This window comes from Salinadaptatus halalkaliphilus, from assembly GCF_006543045.1.
Taxonomy (GTDB): Archaea; Halobacteriota; Halobacteria; order Halobacteriales; family Natrialbaceae; genus Salinadaptatus; species Salinadaptatus halalkaliphilus.
In genome coordinates, this window is record NZ_RBZW01000055.1 from 57,312 (window position 1) to 77,144 (window position 19,833).

Sequence of the window (19,833 nt, forward strand, 5' to 3'; positions counted from 1 at the left end):
AACCGTTCGAGGCGAGTAACAGCCAGTGCCCTCGGTCGTTCGGTACAGAAGTGTTCACGGCCATCTATGAGGGGGGACTGATACGGATTGCTGTAACGATTTACCGGCGCAACCGCCGTCCGGGTCGCGGTTGCGCCGGTAATGACTTACAGTAAACCGTATGAATCGTCGACGTCCGCTCTAAACGCGGTTGACCGATTACGGACCGTTTCGAGCTCGTCTCCGTCGACGAGTCCGATCAGCTCCCGAAGCGGATTCGATTCGTGTCGGGCGAGCAGTCGGTCGATCACATCGCTGGTGCTCTCGTCGTCTCGCTTCGTCTGCAGAAGTCGCCGATACGTATCGGCATCGAAAGCACTAGTGTTCCTTCCCATCTCGTCGTTTTCGTTCACGGTGTAACTCAGTATATTGGTTTCGCCGCTCGAGTCGACCACGACGGATTTGACGCTCCAGACCGTGCTAGCAATATGGACGACCTCGAGTCACTCGCCGCCGCCGTCGACGGAACCGATTCGGTCGTCGCGTTCACCGGCGCCGGTATCTCCGCGCCCTCGGGCGTGCCGACCTTCCGCGGCGACGACGGCGTCTGGGACCGCTTCGACGAGGGACAGTTCGAGTATGGCCGCTTTCAGCGCGACCCCGCCGGCTTCTGGGAGGATCGCCTCGAGCTGCAGGCGGTGATGTTCGACGAGGAGTACGAACCGAACGCCGGCCACGTGGCGCTGGCCGATCTGGCAGCCGAGGGTATCCTCGATGGCATTCTCACGCAGAACACCGACGGGTTACACCGGGAAGCAGTACGATCCGTTACCGACGCCGACGGTGGAGATCGGCGGACGGACGCCGACTCGGAGACGCCGATCCTCGAACTACACGGCAACTCCCAGCGCGTGCGCTGTGTGGAGTGTGGGCAACGCCAAGACAACGACACCATCACCGAGCGCGTCGAGGACGGCGAGGTGCCGCCCCGATGTGAGTGTGGCGGCGTCTACAAACCGGATGTCGTCCTCTTCGGCGAACAGCTCCCGGCGACGGTGCTACAGCGGGCTCGCTCGCTCACCCGCGAGAGCGATGTCTTTCTCGCGATCGGCTCCTCGCTGGTCGTCGAACCCGCGGCGTCCCTGCCCCGTATCGCCAACTCGACCGGCGCGACCGTCGCCGTCGTCAACCTCGAGGCGACGCCCTGCGATAGCATCGCCGACGTCCGCTGTCGGGAGGACGTCACCGAGGCGCTGCCGCGGTTCCGAGATGCCGTCGATCCGTAGTCCACGGCCCCGCTCGGACACCGCTGGCGAGGTACAGCGGCGCTCCAGGACGGCTGAAACTGTAAACAGTTATCCGACTGGGTCCGCAATCTCACCCCAAGATGGCCAAGGACGTCAAGCCGACCCGCAAGAACTTGATGGAGATCGAGGATCGGATCGAACTCTCCGAACGCGGGCACGGCACGCTCGAGAAGAAACGGGACGGGCTGATCATGGAGTTCATGGACATTCTGGACAAGGCCCAGGACGTTCGTGGCGACCTCGCCGACGACTACGAGGACGCCCAGAAGAAGATCAACATGGCACGAGCCATGGAAGGCGACGTCGCCGTCCGCGGCGCCGCCGCTGCGCTGCAGGAACACCCCGAGATCACTACCGAGTCGAAAAACATCATGGGTGTCGTCGTCCCGCAGATCGAATCCTCGCGCGTCTCGAAGGGTCTCGACGAACGCGGCTACGGGATCATGGGCACCTCCGCCCGCATCGACGAGGCCGCCGAAGCCTACGAAGACCTTTTGGAGAGCATCATCCTCGCCGCCGAAGTCGAGACGGCGATGAAGAAGATGCTCCGGGAGATCGAAACCACCAAGCGCCGTGTCAATGCGCTCGAGTTCAAACTCCTGCCCGAACTCTACGATGGCCAGGAGTACATCGAGCAGGCCCTCGAAGAACAGGAACGCGAGGAGACGTTCCGCCTGAAAAAGATCAAAGAGAAGAAAGAAGCCGAAGAGAAAGCCGAGAAGGAAGCAGAAGCAGCCGAGGCAGAAGCGGCCGAGGCCGACCAGGACGACCGCGAGGACAGCCAGCCGGATACCGCCGCCCAATCCCCGACGGCCAACGAGTAACCTTCGAGCCAGTTTTCAGCTATGAGTTGCCCGGTGTGTGAGTCGTCGCCGATCCCGTTTTCGGTCCCCGACCAGTACCGCGAGCACGTCGCCGACGGTGGGGCGACCGTCGCATTCTGCCCTCGCTGTCTGACACTCGAGCCGACAGCATCGGAATCACCATCGACAGGAAAGCCCGACTTCGGTCGCGTCAGCGATGCGTTCCCGACGAATCCGGATCGGGCGATTGCGCTCGCGATCGTCCTCGACCTGTCGTCGTCGCTTGCGACCAATCGGGCGGCGATCGAATCGCTGCTTCGGGACGTCGAACGAGCGGGAACCGACCCGCTACTGGTTATCGACCGACTCGTCGCCGATCCTGGGGTCGATCCGGCGATGGATCTCGAGCGTCGGTTACACCAACTCGAACAACTGTTGTACTGATACGGAACACCAGGTCGTACGATGGGGTTTACTGTCGGACAGTACCGGTGCAACCGCGCTCGGGTGGCGGTTACGCCGGGGCATCGTTACAGCAATCCGTATGAGGCATGGATCGGCGACCGCAAAACGAACGGCCGGGCTACTTCCCGGTCGGCTGCACCGAGCCTTTGACCGCCTGTTTGACCTGCAGGGCGGCACTCGCGGCGAGCCCGCGAGCGACTTCGTCGCGTTCGGTGTCGGTGATGAGTTCCTCGGTTCCCTCCTCGAAGTCCGGCGTAAAGCCGGCACTGACGGCGTGGCCGACGGGTGGTCGGACCGCGACGGTCACCTGCGGGCCGCTCATGCCACTCGAGACGTCGGCGTCGACGACGTACTCGTCGGGGAGGAACTCGCGCGTCTGTGCGGCGATTCGCGAGACATCGCGATGAAGCGATCGTTTCTGTGTGGTCGAGAGATTCGGAACGTCCGCCGCGGCACGCTGACCAGCAGCTGTCTCTCCAGGCAGCCCTCCGTACGGCGTATTTCCGTTCATGAGAAGTGTGTGACCGTCACAACGAGCCGATGGGTCAAAAGGGTTCGCCTTCGATCAATCCGCGTCGTCGCAGCGTGTGCTCGCGGATCGCACGGGGTTCTCGAGGCTTAGAGAATCGGATCGCTCTCGCCGTAGACCGCGAGGACGACTGCCGTGGTGTACGTTCCGGCGTCCGCCTGACAGCTCTCGACGGCGACCCGAGGATCGCCGAATGGCCACTCCCTGAGTTGCTGTCCCGACTCGAGACCCTCACGAACGCGGCGTTCGACGGCCTCGCGGCCCATCTCACCCGAGGTCTCGTAGAACAGTCCCGGCCCGCCGTCGACGGACTGTGACCACGCGAGCGCCGCGCTCACGCGACCCGGATCGGCGGTCGTCGCTCGAGCCTCGACGACGGTCAGGCGTTCGCCGGCCGGGCCGAGATCGGGGGCGGTGCCGACGGCCTCGACATCGACATCGGCAGGGATGACGGAGGAGACCGAGACGAGATTGTAGTTCTCGACGCCCGCGGCCGCGAGTGCGGCGTCGTAGGAGGCCATCGACGTGGGGGCCGATGCCGACCCCCAGACGACTCGAATCGTGCTCATAGTCGCGTTCGGGGTTCGACGGCGTAAGGGGTTGCGATTCGTACGGACTACGAGGGTGTCATAGAACTATTCGCGTAGAATTGTTTTCACTTCGGTTTCGGTGAACCAACTGATACGTAGATCTGTATATCTCCCATTAAATATAAATGGCCACTCATTTAAAAGATTATATGAGCATTCTGTGGCAACTCGGATACGTCATAGCTGTCGTCCTTGGTCTTGCCTACGTTATACTTCCGAAGAGAATTCACACGTTTGGATTTGAGTTCCTTCGGCGTTCATCATCTGACCAATCTGAAGAGTCCAACACCCCTGTCTGGCTTTATCGCGGATTGGGTGTGCTATTTTTATTCATCGGCGTAACAGGATTCCTCTAAGAGGTATGTCACCTGAACTTACCGTTCGTCGGGTAGCCACAGAGAGGGTATGCGAACGGTTCTACGACACCCACACGGACTACTGGAAGTCGTTACCGGAGCGTCAGCAGGTCGGCTCGCGGTCGCTCCGGTAGTTACAGCAGACCGTATCAGGGCGGCGCTACGCCGAAGTCGATGTGATACTGGAAGACGGTTCGTAGTCCGGTTAGCGACCGAACAGAACCGCTCTACGGCCGTAGCCCAACGACCTCCAATCGCGTCGAATCAGCTTCTCGTGTCGTGGAACTCGGAGACGGATACGACAACATATAATAGTTATCATAAGAACATGTTCGCCATGAGACCAAGTGCGTACTCGCGGTGGCTGCTACGAGGAGACGACGCGTCGAACCGAATTCGGTCCATCTGGCGAATCGGCGTTCCGATCGTGGCTACGTTCGTCGTCGGTGGTATCGCCGTCCCTGGCACCGTGTCCCAACTCTTTTCGCTTGGGACCCTCTCGATGGCGTTCGTCAGTAACGCGTCGTTCGCCCTCGCAGCGCTCGGAGCGCTGGTTCTCGCCGCGCGCTATCTCGATCACCGACCGCTCCGTGCGTACGGGTTCGTCTTCGCTCGAGCGTGGTGGGCCGACCTCGTTGCTGGGGTGGTAGTCGGTGGTGTCCTCGTCGGGACAGCGTTCGGTCTCGCGTACCGTCTCGAGTGGGTCACCGTCCTCGACGTGTGGTCGACCGGAGATGCCGGCACCTTCGCTGGAGGGATCGTCCTCATGCTCGTCATCATGTTGTGCGTCGGATTCTGGGAAGAGGCAATATTTCGGGGCGTCGTCGTGACGAACGTCGCCGAAGGTCTTCGGACACAGCTTTCGTCCCCACAGGCGCTGGTCGGAGCCTGGACGGTGAGCACCGTCCTGTTCGGTGTTGTTCACCTCCCGCTCGGAACCGTTCCGGGCGATGCATCGCCCGTCGGAATGCTCGCCGTGTGGCTCTCGCTTGGCGGACTGCTGGGTCTCGCGTACATCTTCTCGGGCCAACTGGCGCTTCCAATCGGGATCCACTTCGCCGTGAACTACGCGACGAATAGCGTCTTTTTCGGCGGTGACCTGTTCCCGACCGTTCTCCGGACAGAAATTACGGCTCCGGAACTGTGGCATCCGATCGCTGGTCTCACGATGGTCCCCGGTCTCCTCGTCGCCTTCGGGCTCGTGATCGCGTGGTGTTACTGGCGGCGGGGTGAATCGGTGCTCGCCGTTCACATCTCGGAACGGCCGTCGAGAACGCCGTAACCGACCGATTGCGATTACTGGTAGAAGTAGCCCGCAGAGGAGACGACATCGCTCGAGTCGTCGTTTTCGATCTTCTCGAAGGCCTCGAGGAAGTCCTGGTGACGGACCTCCTCGCGGTCGTTACGGATGGCGAACATGCCGGCTTCGGTGGCGAGACTTTCGATTTCGGCCCCGGAGTAGCCCTCGGTATCGTCGGCGAGCTCGGCGAACTCGACGTCGTCGGCGACGTTCATGCCGCGGCTGTGGATCTCGAGGATCTGTTCGCGGCCGTCGCGGTCGGGTTCGGGGACTTCGATGAGACGGTCGAAGCGGCCGGGCCGAAGGATGGCACGATCGAGCATGTCGAAGCGGTTAGTGGCGGCGATGATACGGATCTCGCCGCGAGCTTCGAACCCGTCCATCTCCGAGAGCAACTGCATCATGGTGCGTTGAACCTCGGCGTCGCCGGAGGTTTTCGACTCCGTGCGTGTGGTCGCGATGGCGTCGATCTCGTCGATGAAGATGATGGCGGGTTCGCGCTCGCGGGCCATCTCGAAGAGGTCCCGAACGAGCCGCGAGCCCTCGCCGATGAACTTCCGGACGAGTTCGGAGCCGGCCATCTTGATGAACGTGGCGTCGGTCTTGTTGGCGACGGCTTTCGCGAGCATCGTCTTGCCGGTTCCGGGCGGTCCGTAGAGCAAGACCCCGCTCGGGGGCTCGATGCCGACCTCCTCGAAAATTTCGGGGTCGGCCAGTGGCTGTTCGACGGCTTCGCGAACTTCCCGAACCTGTTCGTCGATGCCGCCGATATCCTCGTAGCCGACGGCGGGCTTTTCGGTGATCTCCATCGACTGGGCACGCGCGTCGGTTTCTGCATCCAGAATTCGCTGGATCGCAAAGGAGTCGTTGACCGCGACGCGGTCGCCAGCCTCGACGCGGTCTGCCATCCGCGAGGAGACCTCGGTGAGCACCTCCTGGTTGTTGCCGTGCTGTTTGACGACGACCTCACCGTCGTCCATCACGTCCTCGACGGTCGCGATGTACAGCGACGAACTCTTCAGCGTCTCGTTTTCACGCTCGACGCGGTCGACCTTCTCGCGCAGACCCTGCCGGCGATCCTCGGCCTCCTCGAGTTGGCTCTCGAGTTGTTCGTGGACATCGACGAGATCCGCGTAGTGACCACGAAGCGCCTCGAGTCGCTCGTCGTCGGGGAGATCGGGATCGATATCGCGATGAGGTCGGTCGGGGAGAGACGGGCTTCGAGACATCCTGACGTGAACCGATAAGTTCTCGGTGATAAATGTGCCTTTGGGTCGCGGTCGGTTTTCGGGAGAGCGATACTTCCGATCGACGACTGCTCACTCGAGCAACGCGTCCATCTCCTCGAGACGTCGGCCGTAGGTCGAGAGCGCGCGGTCGATCGGGTCTGACGTGCTCATGTCGACGCCGGCGGTCCGGAGGAGTTCGAGCGGGTACTCGCGCGAACCACGCCGAAGGAACGCGAGGTAGTCCTCGGCTGCGTCGGGGTTCGGGTCGCTACCGGGACCGTCCGGAAGCACGTCGTCGACGATCGCGAGCGCGGCCGAGATGCCGGTCGCGTACTGGTAGACGTAGAACGCCCGATAGAAGTGCGGGATGCGCATCCACTCGCGAGCGATCCGGTCGTCGATCGCTGCCGGTTCGTAGTAGTCGCTCTTGAGCCCGCGGTAGAGGTCGTCCAGTCGGTCGGCCGTCAGCGGTTCGCCCTCTTCCTCGAGGCGGTGGGCTTCGTGTTCGAACTCCGCGAAGAGCGTCTGGCGGTAGAGCGTCGAACGCACGCGTTCGAGGAATTCGTTGAGGACGTGCTTGCGGAACTCGGGATCGTCGATGGTTTCGAGCAGGTGATTCGTCAGCAGCGCCTCGTTGACGGTGCTTGCGACCTCGGCGACGAAGATTTCGTAGCTCGAGTAGACGAACGGCTGTTCGTCTTTGGTCAGTTCGGAGTGCATCGAGTGGCCGAGTTCGTGGGCCAGCGTGTACATCGAGGCGATGTCGTCCTGGTAGTTCATCAGGATGAACGGCTGAGTGTCGTAGGTACCTCCGGAGTAGGCCCCCGACTGCTTGCCCTCGTTCTCGTAGACGTCGACCCAACGGGACTCGAGTCCGTCGGCGACACGGGACTGGTAGTCCTCGCCCAGCGGCTCGAGGGCGTCGACGACGTACTCGGTGGCCTGATCGTACTCGAGGTCGGGGCCCTCGTCGCCGGTCAGGGGCATGTAGATGTCCCACATCCGAACCTCGTCGACATCGAGTGCCTCGCGTTTGAGTTCGGCGTGATGGTGGAGTTTGTCGAGATTGTCGTGGACCGTCTCGACGAGCGTGTCGTAGACGGAAACAGGGACGTTAGGACCGTCCAGGGCGGCTTCTCGGGCCGTCTCGTAGTTGCGCGCCTGCGCCGTCTTGACGTCTGCTTTCACGCTGTTCTTGTAGGCCGCGGCGACCGTGTTTCGCATCTCGGACCACTCGTCGAAGTAGCCCTCGTAGACGCGCCGGCGAAAGTCTCGATCCGGGCGCTTGAGCAGATTCGTGAAGTTGCTCTGGGTGATCTCGACGGCTTCGCCCTCCGGATTTTCGACCGTGGGGAACGACATATCCGCGTTCGAGAGCATGTTGTACACGTCCCCAGTCGCGCCCGTGACCTCGCTCAGGTCCGCAAGCAGTTCCTCGACTTCCGCCGAGCGCGTGTGGGGTTTCATCCGCAACACGTCGTCGACGTAGTGGTCGTAGGTTGTGAGGGCGGGTTCGGTCTCCATCATCGCCTCGAACTCCTCGCGAGTCAGTTCCTGCAGTTCGGGCTCGATGAACGACGCCGCCGACTGGGCGTCGGCCGCGAGTGACTGCGCTCGAGCCGTCAGGGCCTGATACTGTTGATCCGTCGTGTCCTCGTCGCGGCGCATCCGGGCGTAGGCCGCGACCGTCGACACCTCGCGCATGATTTCGTCGCGCAACTCCAAGGCCTCGAGCAGCATCGTCGCGTCGTCGGTCAACCGTCCGTCGTAGGTCTGCAGTTCGTCGACGCGGTCGGCGACGCTCTCGTAGGCCGCCTCCCAGTCGTCGTCGCTCGCGTAGATACTCTCGAGATCCCAGGTATACTCCTCGTCGACCTCGGAGCGGTCGGGGACTGAACTCATAGCAGCCGGTTAGGAGTCGCGGTGGTAAAGCGTGTCGAAGCCCTGCGTGTCGTGAACACACCACCGTCGCGACCAGCCACGACCGCTACGGCCCGCTCAACCGGGGCGTTTACGAGGCGGCTTCGCCTCGAGTCAGGCGTCGACTATCCGACCCTCTGGGGGGACGCGGGACCTGTATCAAGACGCCCGACATCGCCGAAACCGAAATCAGATGCCGTTCAGTCGTCGTCCATGGGCGCGCTCACGGGCTCGACGCGTTCGCCGCGTGGCCCCTCGAGCTCCACGTCGGGCAACAGGTCCCGCAGATAGCGGCCGGTGTGTGAGTCCTCGAGGCGAGCGACATCTTCGGGCGTGCCGGTGGCGACGACATCGCCGCCGTGCTCGCCGCCTTCGGGGCCGAGGTCGATAATGTGGTCGGCGTTTTTGACGAGGTCGAGTTCGTGTTCGATGACGACGACGGTGTTACCGTTGTCGGTCAGGCGATGGAGTACGTCGATGAGTTTGCGCTCGTCCTCGCTGTGGAGTCCCGTCGTCGGCTCGTCGAGCAGGTAGAGCGTCTCACCGGAATCCTTTTTGCCCAACTCCTCGGCCAACTTGACCCGCTGGGCCTCCCCGCCCGACAGCGTCGTGGAGGGCTGGCCCAGTTTCATGTAGTCCAGTCCGACGTCTTTGAGCAGTTTCAGCCGGCGGCGGATCTGGCTCGAGGACTCGAAGAACTCGTAGGCCTCTTCGACGGACATCTCGAGGACGTCGGCGATGGTCGCACCCTTGTAGGTAACGTCCAGCGTGGCGTCGTTGTATCGAGCGCCGTCACACTCCTCGCAGGGGACGTAGACGTCCGAGAGGAAGTTCATCTCGATCTTCACCGTTCCCTGTCCGCCACACTCCTCGCAGCGTCCGCCTTTGACGTTGAAGGAGAAGCGTCCCTTTTTGTAGCCGCGCTGTTTCGAGAGCTTGGTCTGGGCGAACAGTTCGCGGATGTAGTCGAAGACGTTGGTGTAGGTCGCGGGGTTCGACCGCGGCGTGCGACCGATCGGGGACTGATCGATCAGGCGAACGGTCTCGATTTCCTCGAGCCCCTCGAGGCAGTCGTGATCGCCGGGGATGACGCTCGTGTTGTCGTTCATCTGGCGAGCGAGTCCCTTGTAGAGCACCTCGTGCATCAGGGTAGACTTGCCCGAGCCCGAGACGCCCGTAATAGCCGTAAAGCAGCCAAGCGGGATATCGACATCCAGATCGTCGAGGTTGTGCTGGCGCGCACCCAGAATCGTCAATGCACCCTCGGGATCACGTCGCTGCTCGGGAACGGGGATCTGTCGACGACCGGAGAGGTAGTCGCCGGTGATCGACTCCTCGCACGCTTTGAGTTCGTCGACGGAACCGTTGACGACGACCTCGCCGCCCCGCTTGCCGGGGCCGGGCCCCATGTCGATGACGTTGTCCGCCCGGCGCATCGTCTCCTCGTCGTGTTCGACGACCAGTAGGGTGTTGCCCAGATCCCGAAGCTCCTCTAAGGTGTCCAACAGGCGGTCGTTATCACGTTGATGGAGCCCGATCGAGGGCTCATCTAAGACGTACAGGACCCCGACGAGCCCGGAGCCGATCTGGGTCGCGAGTCGAATCCGCTGGCTCTCGCCGCCCGAGAGGGTCGAAGCCTCCCGATCGAGTGTGAGGTACTCGAGGCCGACCTCGACCATGAATCCCAGCCGGGCGCGAATCTCTTTGAGGATCTCCTCGGCGATGACCTTCTCGCGCTCGGTGAGGTCGGCTTCCATCGACTCGAAGTGGGCGAGGGCGTCGCCGATCGACAGCGCGTTGATCTCGGTGATCGCGGTGTCGTCGACCAGCACGGCTCGACTCGCGGGTTTGAGTCGGGTGCCGTCACAGGCCGGACACTCCGTGACCGACATGTAGTCCTCGATGTGTTCCCGGGTCGAGTCCGAATCCGTCTCGACGTATCGACGCTCGAGGTTGGGGATCACGCCCTCGAAGCGCTTTTTCTTGCGCCGGGTGCCGTTTTTGGTCTGGCGCTGGAACAGCACCTGGTCGCTCGTCCCGTAAAGAAACGCCTGTTGGACGTCGGCCTCGAGCTCTTCGAACGGGGTCGACAGCGAGACATCGAAGTGCTCGGCGACGGCGTCGAGTCGCGTCTGGTAGTACGAGCGGTTGTAACTCCAGGCCTCGAAGACGTGTTTTAGCGGCTTGGACTCGTCCTGGACGACGAGATTCTCGTCGACCTCCTTGGTCTCGCCCAACCCTTCACACTCGGGACAGGCACCGTGTGGCGAGTTGAACGAAAAGGAGCGCGTCTCGATTTCGGGGACGTCGATCCCGCAGTGCGTACAGGCCAGATCCTTCGAGAACTCGACGACGAAGCGGTCGTCCTCGTCGGTCTCGTCTCCCAGCGCACCCGTCCGGCGCGCTTCCTCACCCAGATAGCTCGCGACGTCTTCGGGCGGCTCCGGCAGGATGAGCTTCAGCACGCCCTCTGCCTCCTCGAGGGCGGTCTCAACGCTGTCGACGATCCGCGGGCGGGCCTCGGTACTCACCTTCACGCGGTCGACGATGACGTCGATCGTGTGATCGAAGTTCTCGTCTAAGTCGGGCGTCTCGAGCGTGAGATCGTGTTCCTCGCCGTCGACCTCGACGCGGGAGTAGCCCTCCGAGACGAGTTCCTCGAAGAGGTCCTCGAAGGCCCCTTTCTGGTCGCGGACGACCGGCGCGGCGAGTTTGGCCCGGGTTCCGTCCGGGAGCTCCAGCAAGCGTTCGACCATGTTCTGGGCCGATTGCTCGCCGACCTCGCGGCCACACTCCGGACAGTGTGGCGTGCCGACGCGGGCGTACAGCAGCCGGAGGTAGTCGTGGAGTTCGGTGACGGTCCCGACGGTCGATCGAGGGTTGTTCGCGGCGTTCTTCTGGTCGATCGAGATCGCCGGCGAGAGCCCTTCGACAGTCTCGACCTGGGGTTTGTCCATCTGGCCCAGGAAGTTCCGAGCGTAGGCCGAGAGGCTCTCAATGTAGCGCCGTTGGCCCTCGGCGTAGACGGTCTCAAACGCCAACGACGACTTTCCCGACCCCGAGAGACCGGTGACGACGGTAAACTCCTCGCGGGGAATCGTGACGTCGAGGTCCTTGAGGTTGTGCTCCTCTGCACCCCGCACCTCGATGTAGTCCTTGCTCATGCGTAGTAGATTGGTGACTGCAGTAGTGTGGGACTCGCTGCTCGATTCACTGTGAATGAGTCAGTGGCTGCAACGACTTAACGAGTCTGAAAGCCCGTTAGCGTGGTTCGTGCTAGCAACCAGCTCGAATGGTGGTCGGCAGTCACCCGTGTGGTGGTGTCGACCTGGCTGTGAATCGCCTCGGGGTCAAGCCCCGGGGCATTCTCCTATACCGCCTGTAAAACGACCGAACGCCCGAACCGATCCGAAGACCGTCGGTCAGGCAGCCTCCTCTCGCTCTGCGCGTTCGCGGATGACATCTTTGAGGTCGTCGGCGTCGCGTAGCTTCTCGAGTTCGTCGCGTTCGACGAGTGCGGTGCCGTCGACCGACTCCTGTTTCGCGCGGTCGACGACGTAGACCGACTGCGTGCGGGTGACGTGGCTGATCGAACTCATGATGCGCGCTCGCTTCTCGGCGGCTTTGGTGAACTCCGAGTGGCCGGTGAGGACGACTTCGTCGTCGCTGTCGTCTGCATCACGACTGACGGCCTTGAACGGCGAGCGAGCCGTCGGATGGACGCGATAGCCGGCGCGGGTAAAGACCGCGACGACCTGTTCGTCGTCGGGGTCGGCTTCGGGGTCGTCGGGCGTCGTCTCGGTCTCGTGAACGTCGTCGGCACCCTCGAGGACATCGACAGGGCTGGTCAGGGGCGCTTCGAACAGCTCCTGAAGTGCCATCGCGACCTCGACGGAAGCGTTCATGCCGTCTTCGTACTTCGAGACGGTGCGTCTCGAGACGCCGAGTTCGCTCGCGAGTTGGCCGAGGCTCCAGTCTCTGTCCTCGCGTTTGTCCGCGAGCAGGTCGCCGTCGATGTTGACGTAGAGGCCGCCTGGGGCGGCGTAGATCAACGGCGGAACGTCCTCGATGAACAGGTTGTACGCCGTATCGGGGCTAAACACCGGCACGCCGTGACGGAAGTAGACGACATCGGGTTTGAGGTCCTCGTCGCGACTCCGGAGGCCGATGACCAGCGGCGTCGCCTCGAGGTAGGTACCGAGCCGGCGCATCTCGTGGCCGGTGGCCTCGTTGAACGCGTCGATGTTGCCGAGAATCTTGACCAGGATCAGGTCCTCGCCGCGGCGGGCCGCGATGTCGAAGCTCTTCGGTCGGATCGCACACCGGTCGCTCACCACGAAGCCTGCGTCCTCGAGCATCGCGGTCACGTTGCCGACCAGTGCGGAACGGGACATAGACGTACGTAAGCTATTCCTCGTATAAGAGCTTTGTCCCGGTATGTCCGGGTGCCGTGTCGCGATTCGGTCCCCAACCGGCAGCACAGTTATATACGATCGGTCCCCCGCTGGCGAAACGCGTTAGCCGCTCGCGCCCGAAGAGCCGGCGATGACAGTCGTCGGGTTCGACGATACCGACTCGAGGGAACGCGGGATGTGTACGACCTACGTCGCGACGCAGGTCGCCGAGCGACTGCGTCGAGAGCGTGCTCCCGAGGGCAGCGCCGCGAGGACCGACGACAGCTCCGCGACGACCGGCGGTTCGGCGGCGACTGATCCGATCGCTCGCATCCTCCTCGTCAGACTCAATCCCGCCGTCGAGTACAAGACGCGGGGCAACGCCGCCCTGGCGATCCACACCGACTGCGATCCCGACCAAGCGTTCGACATCGCTCGCGACTGTCTCGAGTCGCTTGCCGAAACCGACGACGAGCGGACAAACCCTGGATTGGTCGTCGCCGACCACGACGCCGATCCGAATTCGATCCCCGAAGACGTAGCGACGTTCGCCCAGCGAGCGATTCGAGACCACCTCGAGCCGGCCGACGCCGTCGCCCGCTGCCAGCGCCACGGTTATCGAACCTGGCACGCGGGCACCGGCCGGGGACGCATCGGCGCGCTCGCCGCCATCGGGAGCTGGCGCGCGCTCTCCGAGTGGACCTACGAGCAGATCGTCTACCGTCAGTCGGATCGGTGGGGAACGGACCGCGAGGTCGACCACGAGAGCGTCTTCGCCGCCGCCGAGGACGGCTATCCCGACGTCTGGGATACGGTCGATCGCGGCGAGGACGAGACCGTCTGCGTCCCTCACACGCCCGGCCCGATTCTGTACGGCATTCGCGGCGACGATCCCCGGGCGGTGCGGACGACCGCCGATCACATCGAGAGCGAACCCGTCGCCGAGTCACAGCTGTTCGTCACGAACCAGGGCACCGACGTCCACCTGCAGGCAGGGTCGATCGCCGCCGCTCGAGACGGACGCTCCTATCGTCTCGAGGGCCGGGTCGCGACCGAGCCCGAGACCAGACGCGGCGGCCACGTCTTCGTCGACCTCGTGTCTACCGACGATGAGACGGCCGCCGAAGCCGGCGGCGAACCGTCTCCGCGGCTCACCTGCGCCGCCTTCGAGCCGACGAAACGCTTTCGCGACCGCGTCAGAGCCCTGCGTGTCGGCGATCGCCTCACCGTCTGTGGCGAGATTGCAGACGGAACGCTGAAACTCGAGAAGTTCGCCGTGCGAGAGCTCGTCACTACCGAGCGGGTCACGCCGACCTGTCCCGACTGCGAGCGGCGGATGGAAAGCGCCGGCCGCGACCAGGGGTATCGGTGTCGGGACTGCGGGACGAGCGCAGCCGAGAAAGCGACGGTCCCGCTCGAGCGCGACCTCGAAGTGGGCTGGTACGAGGTGCCGCCGTGTGCACGTCGCCACATCGCGACGCCGCTGATCCGGGGCGGGTTCGACGCGCCGATTCATCCGGAACGGTAGTCTCGAGCCGGATCGAACGGAATTCGACGCTCGCCGCTACCCTCCGGTAACCTGGGTAACGAACCCATACGTTGACCTGACTCTCCGCTCTGGTTGCACGTACGACGCTCTCCGATGGACGGGACAGCTACCGACGAATCGAACTCGAGGACGATCCCCTGGGACTCCGGAACGTTCTACGTCATCCTGAGCAGTTCGCTGATGGGCGTGATGGGCGTCTCGCTCATCAGCCCGGTATTGCCACAGCTACAGGCCGTCTTCGACGTGTCGGACGCCCAGATCGGACTCGTCATCACAGCCTACACGCTTCCGGGCGTATTTCTGACGCCCTTTATCGGCCTGATCGCGGACCGGATCGGGCGGCGGCGCGTCATCATCCCTCTGTTGTTCATCTTCGGCGCCGCGGGCGCGGGGATGGCGCTGGCGACCTCCTTCACCGAACTACTGGCGCTTCGGTTCCTCCAGGGGATCGGCGCGAGCGCGCTCGTCACGCTCGCGGTTACCCTGATCGGCGATGTCTACGAGGGCGGCCGTCAGAACGCCGTCATGGGCGTCAACTCGAGCATGCTCGGCACGGGCGCGGCGCTGTATCCGTTGATCGGCGGCGGGCTGGCGGGGATCCGGTGGAACGTGCCGTTCCTGTTTTTCGGGGTCGGCATCCTCGTCGGCGTCTTCGCGCTCGTCGTCCTTCCGGAACCCGACGGCCAACAGTCGACCGACGTTCGGACGTATATCCGTCGGCTACGAGACGTGTCCACCGATCCGCAGGCGGCCGCCATCTTCGTGGCGATCTTCGTCATCTTTTTCGTCTTCTACGGGGCCGTTCAGACGGCGCTGCCGTTGTTACTCAGCGACGAATTTGCACTCACGTCTGGCGAGATCGGCGTGACGCTCTCGATGGTCGCGGTCGCTAGCGCCACCGTCTCCTCGCAGTACGGCCGGATCTCCCAGTGGCGAACCGCGCCCGAACTGGTCGCACTCGGCTTCGTCGCCTACGGGATCAGCCTGCTCGGCCTCTGGATCGCGCCGTCGCCGATCTTCGTCGGCCTCTCCCTGCTCGCCTTCGGCGTCGGCTTCGGGATTGTCATGCCGTCGGTCGATACGACGATCGTAACCCTCGTTTCGAACCGGCTCCGAGCCGGCATGATGGGAATGCGAACGAGCGTCCTCCGTCTCGGTCAGACCCTCGGCCCGGTCGCGTTTACGTTCCTCGCCGAGACCGCCTTCGAGACGTCGACGACTGGCTACCGCACCCTCATCCTTGGCTTCGGCCTACTGATCCTCGCTTCGGGGCTACTCGCGTATCCGTTCCTCCGGCGATAACTCGAGTGATCCATCGAGACCGGCGGCGTCGACCCCGTCCAGTACCGATCCGAACCCACTCGAGAGTTGCCACGCCAGAGCGGAGCCGCTATATAAAGCAAGCAGAGATATGCGGCACCACGGTTATCGACGACGACCTCGTTCGGAGCAGTATGCAACGAAACGTCGGCGGACTCGATCGTATCGTTCGTGGCGTCCTCGGCATCTGGCTCGTCGTCGCCTTCGCGGCCTACCGGGACGACAAGCGAGAGCGAGCGCTCGTCGCTGCCATCGCTGGCGCCGGACTCCTCCAAAACGCGCTGGTGCGGTACTGCGGCGGCAATCACCTTCTCGGTATCGACACCACTTGATACGGGCTGATGTCGGTCCGTTCCGGTCATCGCTGGATCCGCTTGAGCGATGACCGGGACAACGCGACACCGATCCGTCTGAGACGGGCGTCCTGGGACGATACGCTACGAGTCCACGACGTATCGGCCGCGATTCTCCACCGCACGCAGGCGCTCGAGTACTTGCTCGTCGCCGACCTCGCGATAGCCATCGCGGACGGCCTCGCACAACCGGTCGGGGTCGTCTGTGGTCCCGACGAGACTCTGCTCGAAGACGTGCAGATCCATCGCGTAATCCTCGACGTGATCGGTGTGATAGCCGAGACCGAAGTCGATGAGCCACGTGCGGTCTCGCTCGCCGCTGGCCGTCGAGCGGGTGCTCGAGCCCCCGCCACTGCCGACGCGAACGTTTCGCGTCGTCGGATCGCCGTGGACGAAGCCGGCCTCGTGGATGGTCGCGAGGTGACGGCCAACGGTCCGAACGCGCTCGATCGAGACCGCGTCTCGGAGGTCGGCCTCGCCGACGTACTCGAGTTCGAGGCGCGCGTCGTGAGGGTCGACGTCCGAGAGAACCGGCGTCGGCACGCCCTCGCGGCGAGCGAGACTCGTCAGGCGTGCCTCGAGGGTCGTCCGCTCGCGGCGAAGGCGCTCGTCGAGTTCGGGGTGGCGGTAGCGCTTCGGTCGGCGACGCTTCGTCGCTCGCCCGCTCGCGGGGTCGAGGTCGACGACGGCTTCGGCACCGCGGATCTCGCGTTCGGCCTCGAGTCGGTCAGCGCGCGTGCGATCGTCGCCCTCACGCCAGGTCACCGGCACCTGGTCGGGGCGGAAGTTCGGATCGACCCGAGAGTGCTCGATGGCGAGCGTGTCGCCGGCCGCGTACATCTCCGCGCCGAGGACGGCGATCATCCCGGCGTTGTCCCGGAGGAATCGCGGCTCGGGCGCGTGAAAGTCGGCGCCGCGCTGGGCACACATCGACGCGAGCATCGCCCGCAGGCGGGCGTTCTGGCCGACGCCGCCACCGAGGACGAGCTCGTCGCGACCGGTCACCGATAGCGCGCGCTCGGCGACCTCGGTCAACATGGCGAAGATTGTCTCCTGCAGCGAGAAGCAGACGTCCTCGACGGGAATCTCGTCGTCGTAGCGCTGTTTGGCCGCGCTCATGATCCCCGAAAAGGAGAAGTCCATCCCCTTGACGACGTAGGGAAGATCGATGTACTCGCCGTCGTCGGCCGCCGCCTCGACTTTCGGTCCGCCGGGATGGGACCAGCCGACGTGGCGGGTGAACTTGTCAATGGCGTTGCCCACGCCGGTGTCCATCGTCTCCCCGAGGACGCGATAGCGACCGTTCCGATACGCGAGCAAGTGGGCGTTCGCGCCGCTTGCGTTCAGACAGATCGGCGAGCCAAAGGCGGCGGTGTGGCGTCCGATCTCGAGGTGAGCGACCATGTGGTTGACGCCGACCAGCGGGACCGCGAGGGCCTGGCTCAGCGCACGGGCCGCCGTCGCGACGATGCGCAGGCAAGGGCCGAGTCCGGGGCCCCGAGAGAACGCGACGGCGTCGACCGGCGGTTCCGAGTCGGGACCGTCGAACGTCTCCCGGGCGTGCTCGAGGACTCGCTCGACGACGCGGGGGATCGCGTCGTGCATGTGTTCGGCGGCCTCGCGCGGGTGAATGCCGCCGCTCTCCGGTTCGTAGGCATCGGTCTCGATGAAAACGGCATCGATGCCGGCCGCAGTGTCGTAGACGGCCGCGCTGGCGGCCCAGGCGGTGCCTTCGATACCGAGTATTCGTGTGTGGCTCATACGGTCTGGTGTAACTATTTCTCGGCGCACTCGGACAGTGGGTTGCGAACGCGCCGAAAACGACGTACAGCAGTCCGTCTCACGAGTCGAGCGCAGTCACTCGCTCGTTACGCCCACTCGGTGTAGCCACACTGACCGCAGTGCTGGCGGTCGCCATGGTCCGCGAGGAACGTGTCGCCACAGCGGGGACACTGCTCGCCCTCGACGGATCCGTCGTCGCCGTAGAGATCGTAGCGGGCCATCTTAGGCTTCCTCCGCTTCGACGTCTGCGTCGTCCTCGGTGTCGACACCGATCTTGTTACGCTCGAGCATGTGGTCCTGCTCGACATCGCGGGCGTTGTCGGCGGTCTCGTACACTTTTGCTTCGCCGACGGTCTTTCGCATGCCGAATTTCGTCTTGAGGGCGCGAACGACGACCTCGTCGGCGTCCTTGTTCAGTTTGGCGGCGAGACTGTCCCGAACCTGCAGACGCTCGGGCGTGGCCTCGTCGTGGGTCAGTTCGAAGGTGACGTCGGTCCGATGCAACATGGGATTCTCCGTTTCGGAGATGATGTCGATATCCATGATATCACTCAGTTACTCTACTATCCCCGTGTAGCGCCTAAAAGGATTTCGAAGCACCCCACCGCGGATCGATCGGTCGCCGCCGCCAGCGCGGGAGCGATCGAGCGCTCGCGTCACGTATCGGTCGTCCTCGTCGTATAGAAAGATATTCACGTCACTCGAGAGATCACTCGAGCGATGCCCTCCAGACGCAGCGTCCTCGCAGCCGGCGGTCTCGTCGCCGCCGGACTGGCCGACAGCGTGCGGGCGGTCGTCGACGGCCCGGAGCCGAATTCGGCGGTGTCGACGGCATTCACAGAGACGGTCGACTGGCCGATGGTCCGCTACGACGCCGCGGGGACCGGCTACAACCCCGATGCCTCGGGGCCGACAGACGACGTTCGAGTGCGGTGGGAATACGAAATCGACCATGGCGAGTTCGCCTGGCAAGCCCCGATCCTCGCCGGCGACACGCTGTTTGCGACCGGCCGCGATTCGATTATCGCCCTCGAGCGTGAGACGGGCGACGTTCAGTTCACCCGATCGGGCGCGTTCCGTTCAGCGCCGGCCCACGCCGAAGCGAGTGCGTATCGAACCGATACGCTCGCGGTCAGTAGCCCCGACAGCATCGACGGGCTAAACGCCGGCGGCGGCTACGAGCTGTTCGGCCTCGAGTTCGGCAGCCAGCGGTGGCGAAGCGTCGGCCGCGGTCTCGACACGCCGTTCCGGTCCGACCCGACGACTCGACCGCCCGTGACCGACGGCGAGACGGTGTACGCGATCGCGCCCAACGCCCACCGCGCGGTGGCGATCGACGCCAGCAGCGGCGACCTCGAGTGGGAGTTTTCGATCGACGAGCTCCCGCTGGCCACACCCTATCGACCAGTGGTCTGGGACGACACCGTCTACCTCGTCGGCTTGCCGACGACTGTCGCCGCGATCAACGCCGAATCGGGGACCAGACGCTGGGCCACCGGCTTAGAGCAGATCGATCTCCTCCCGCCGACGGCGACCCCCGAGGGCGTGCTGGTGCCCGGCAATCGGCAGGTATCGCTGCTCGGACACGCCGACGGCGACGTGCGATGGGAGTACACCCACGACGGGAACGCGGACGACGGCAGGGTCGCCGTCGCCGAGGGAACCGTGTTCTGCACCGACGGCGAGGGAAGCCTGCACGCGATCGACCTTGAGGAGGGCACCGAACGCTGGACCGCGGATACCGAGTACAGTTTCCAGACGAATCCTGTCGTCGCCGACGGCGTCGTCTACCTCGGCGATTTTCGGTGGGACGAGCTACTGGCGTTCGACGCCGAGACCGGTGAGTCCCTACTCGCCTACGACGACGGGGCCGGCTTCTCCCAGCCGATCTTCGGCGACGGCGTCTGCTACGTCGTCGAAAACCAGCGCATTCTCGCACTCGAGGAGGCCACGTAAC

The 19,833-nt window shown here is 64.0% G+C and carries 18 protein-coding genes; 8 read left to right on the top strand and 10 right to left on the bottom strand.

Annotated features, from left to right (window positions below; genetic code table 11):
* Window positions 1–146: 146 nt before the first annotated feature.
* Window positions 147–374: an antitoxin VapB family protein gene (locus tag D8Y22_RS15720; RefSeq protein WP_141465643.1), complete on the bottom strand. Its 228-nt coding sequence runs from the start codon at window positions 372–374 to the stop codon at window positions 147–149.
* A 93-nt stretch (window positions 375–467) separates the two neighbouring features.
* On the opposite strand from D8Y22_RS15720, the gene D8Y22_RS15725 reads away from it, so the two are divergent.
* From D8Y22_RS15725 to D8Y22_RS15735, 3 genes are all read left to right on the top strand, one after another.
* Window positions 468–1,265: an SIR2 family NAD-dependent protein deacylase gene (locus D8Y22_RS15725; protein ID WP_141465644.1), complete on the top strand. Its 798-nt coding sequence runs from the start codon at window positions 468–470 to the stop codon at window positions 1,263–1,265.
* Window positions 1,266–1,366: 101 nt separating this feature from the next.
* Entirely contained in the window at window positions 1,367–2,110 is a 744-nt protein-coding gene (locus tag D8Y22_RS15730) for a V-type ATP synthase subunit D (RefSeq protein ID WP_141465645.1), read from the top strand.
* Window positions 2,111–2,131: 21 nt separating this feature from the next.
* Complete coding sequence (locus D8Y22_RS15735) at window positions 2,132–2,533, top strand: DUF6276 family protein (RefSeq protein WP_141465646.1); 402 nt, start codon at window positions 2,132–2,134, stop codon at window positions 2,531–2,533.
* Window positions 2,534–2,672: 139 nt separating this feature from the next.
* Here the strand turns inward: D8Y22_RS15735 and D8Y22_RS15740 are convergent, their stop codons facing one another.
* Window positions 2,673–3,065, bottom strand: a complete 393-nt coding sequence (locus D8Y22_RS15740) for a DUF5811 family protein (RefSeq protein WP_141465647.1) — start codon at window positions 3,063–3,065, stop codon at window positions 2,673–2,675.
* 107 nt (window positions 3,066–3,172) lie between these two features.
* Entirely contained in the window at window positions 3,173–3,652 is a 480-nt protein-coding gene (locus tag D8Y22_RS15745; protein WP_141465648.1) for a pyruvoyl-dependent arginine decarboxylase, read from the bottom strand.
* Window positions 3,653–4,366: 714 nt separating this feature from the next.
* Here D8Y22_RS15745 and D8Y22_RS15755 point away from each other — a divergent pair.
* Window positions 4,367–5,311, top strand: coding sequence for a CPBP family intramembrane glutamic endopeptidase (locus tag D8Y22_RS15755; protein ID WP_174811878.1), 945 nt, complete (start codon window positions 4,367–4,369; stop codon window positions 5,309–5,311).
* A 14-nt stretch (window positions 5,312–5,325) separates the two neighbouring features.
* On the opposite strand, the gene pan2 is transcribed toward D8Y22_RS15755, so the two are convergent.
* The 4 genes from pan2 to D8Y22_RS15775 form a co-directional block, all read right to left on the bottom strand.
* On the bottom strand, window positions 5,326–6,558 hold the full coding sequence (gene pan2, locus D8Y22_RS15760) for a proteasome-activating nucleotidase Pan2 (protein ID WP_141465651.1): 1,233 nt from the start codon (window positions 6,556–6,558) through the stop codon (window positions 5,326–5,328).
* A 90-nt stretch (window positions 6,559–6,648) separates the two neighbouring features.
* Window positions 6,649–8,460: an oligoendopeptidase F gene (gene pepF, locus D8Y22_RS15765; protein WP_141465652.1), complete on the bottom strand. Its 1,812-nt coding sequence runs from the start codon at window positions 8,458–8,460 to the stop codon at window positions 6,649–6,651.
* Between the two features lie 218 nt (window positions 8,461–8,678).
* On the bottom strand, window positions 8,679–11,642 hold the full coding sequence (gene uvrA, locus D8Y22_RS15770; RefSeq protein ID WP_141465653.1) for an excinuclease ABC subunit UvrA: 2,964 nt from the start codon (window positions 11,640–11,642) through the stop codon (window positions 8,679–8,681).
* Window positions 11,643–11,900: 258 nt separating this feature from the next.
* On the bottom strand, window positions 11,901–12,872 hold the full coding sequence (locus tag D8Y22_RS15775) for a transcriptional regulator (protein ID WP_141465654.1): 972 nt from the start codon (window positions 12,870–12,872) through the stop codon (window positions 11,901–11,903).
* Between the two features lie 151 nt (window positions 12,873–13,023).
* Here D8Y22_RS15775 and D8Y22_RS15780 point away from each other — a divergent pair, with 151 nt between their 5' ends.
* From D8Y22_RS15780 to D8Y22_RS15790, 3 genes are all read left to right on the top strand, one after another.
* A complete protein-coding gene (locus D8Y22_RS15780; RefSeq protein WP_141465655.1) occupies window positions 13,024–14,400 on the top strand; it encodes a tRNA(Ile)(2)-agmatinylcytidine synthase in 1,377 nt (458 codons plus the stop codon).
* Window positions 14,401–14,514: 114 nt separating this feature from the next.
* Window positions 14,515–15,723: an MFS transporter gene (locus D8Y22_RS15785; protein ID WP_141465656.1), complete on the top strand. Its 1,209-nt coding sequence runs from the start codon at window positions 14,515–14,517 to the stop codon at window positions 15,721–15,723.
* Window positions 15,724–15,875: 152 nt separating this feature from the next.
* Entirely contained in the window at window positions 15,876–16,073 is a 198-nt protein-coding gene (locus D8Y22_RS15790; protein ID WP_141465657.1) for a YgaP family membrane protein, read from the top strand.
* Between the two features lie 105 nt (window positions 16,074–16,178).
* Here D8Y22_RS15790 and D8Y22_RS15795 read toward each other — a convergent pair whose 3' ends face one another.
* The 3 genes from D8Y22_RS15795 to D8Y22_RS15805 form a co-directional block, all read right to left on the bottom strand.
* On the bottom strand, window positions 16,179–17,855 hold the full coding sequence (locus D8Y22_RS15795; protein ID WP_141465658.1) for a bifunctional N(6)-L-threonylcarbamoyladenine synthase/serine/threonine protein kinase: 1,677 nt from the start codon (window positions 17,853–17,855) through the stop codon (window positions 16,179–16,181).
* Between the two features lie 107 nt (window positions 17,856–17,962).
* A complete protein-coding gene (locus D8Y22_RS22925; RefSeq protein ID WP_246084471.1) occupies window positions 17,963–18,097 on the bottom strand; it encodes a 30S ribosomal protein S27ae in 135 nt (44 codons plus the stop codon).
* A gap of 1 nt (window position 18,098) precedes the next feature.
* Window positions 18,099–18,419: a 30S ribosomal protein S24e gene (locus D8Y22_RS15805; protein ID WP_141465660.1), complete on the bottom strand. Its 321-nt coding sequence runs from the start codon at window positions 18,417–18,419 to the stop codon at window positions 18,099–18,101.
* A gap of 177 nt (window positions 18,420–18,596) precedes the next feature.
* Between D8Y22_RS15805 and D8Y22_RS15810 the strand changes: the two genes are divergently transcribed.
* A complete protein-coding gene (locus tag D8Y22_RS15810) occupies window positions 18,597–19,832 on the top strand; it encodes an outer membrane protein assembly factor BamB family protein (RefSeq protein WP_141465661.1) in 1,236 nt (411 codons plus the stop codon).
* Window position 19,833 lies beyond the last annotated feature (1 nt).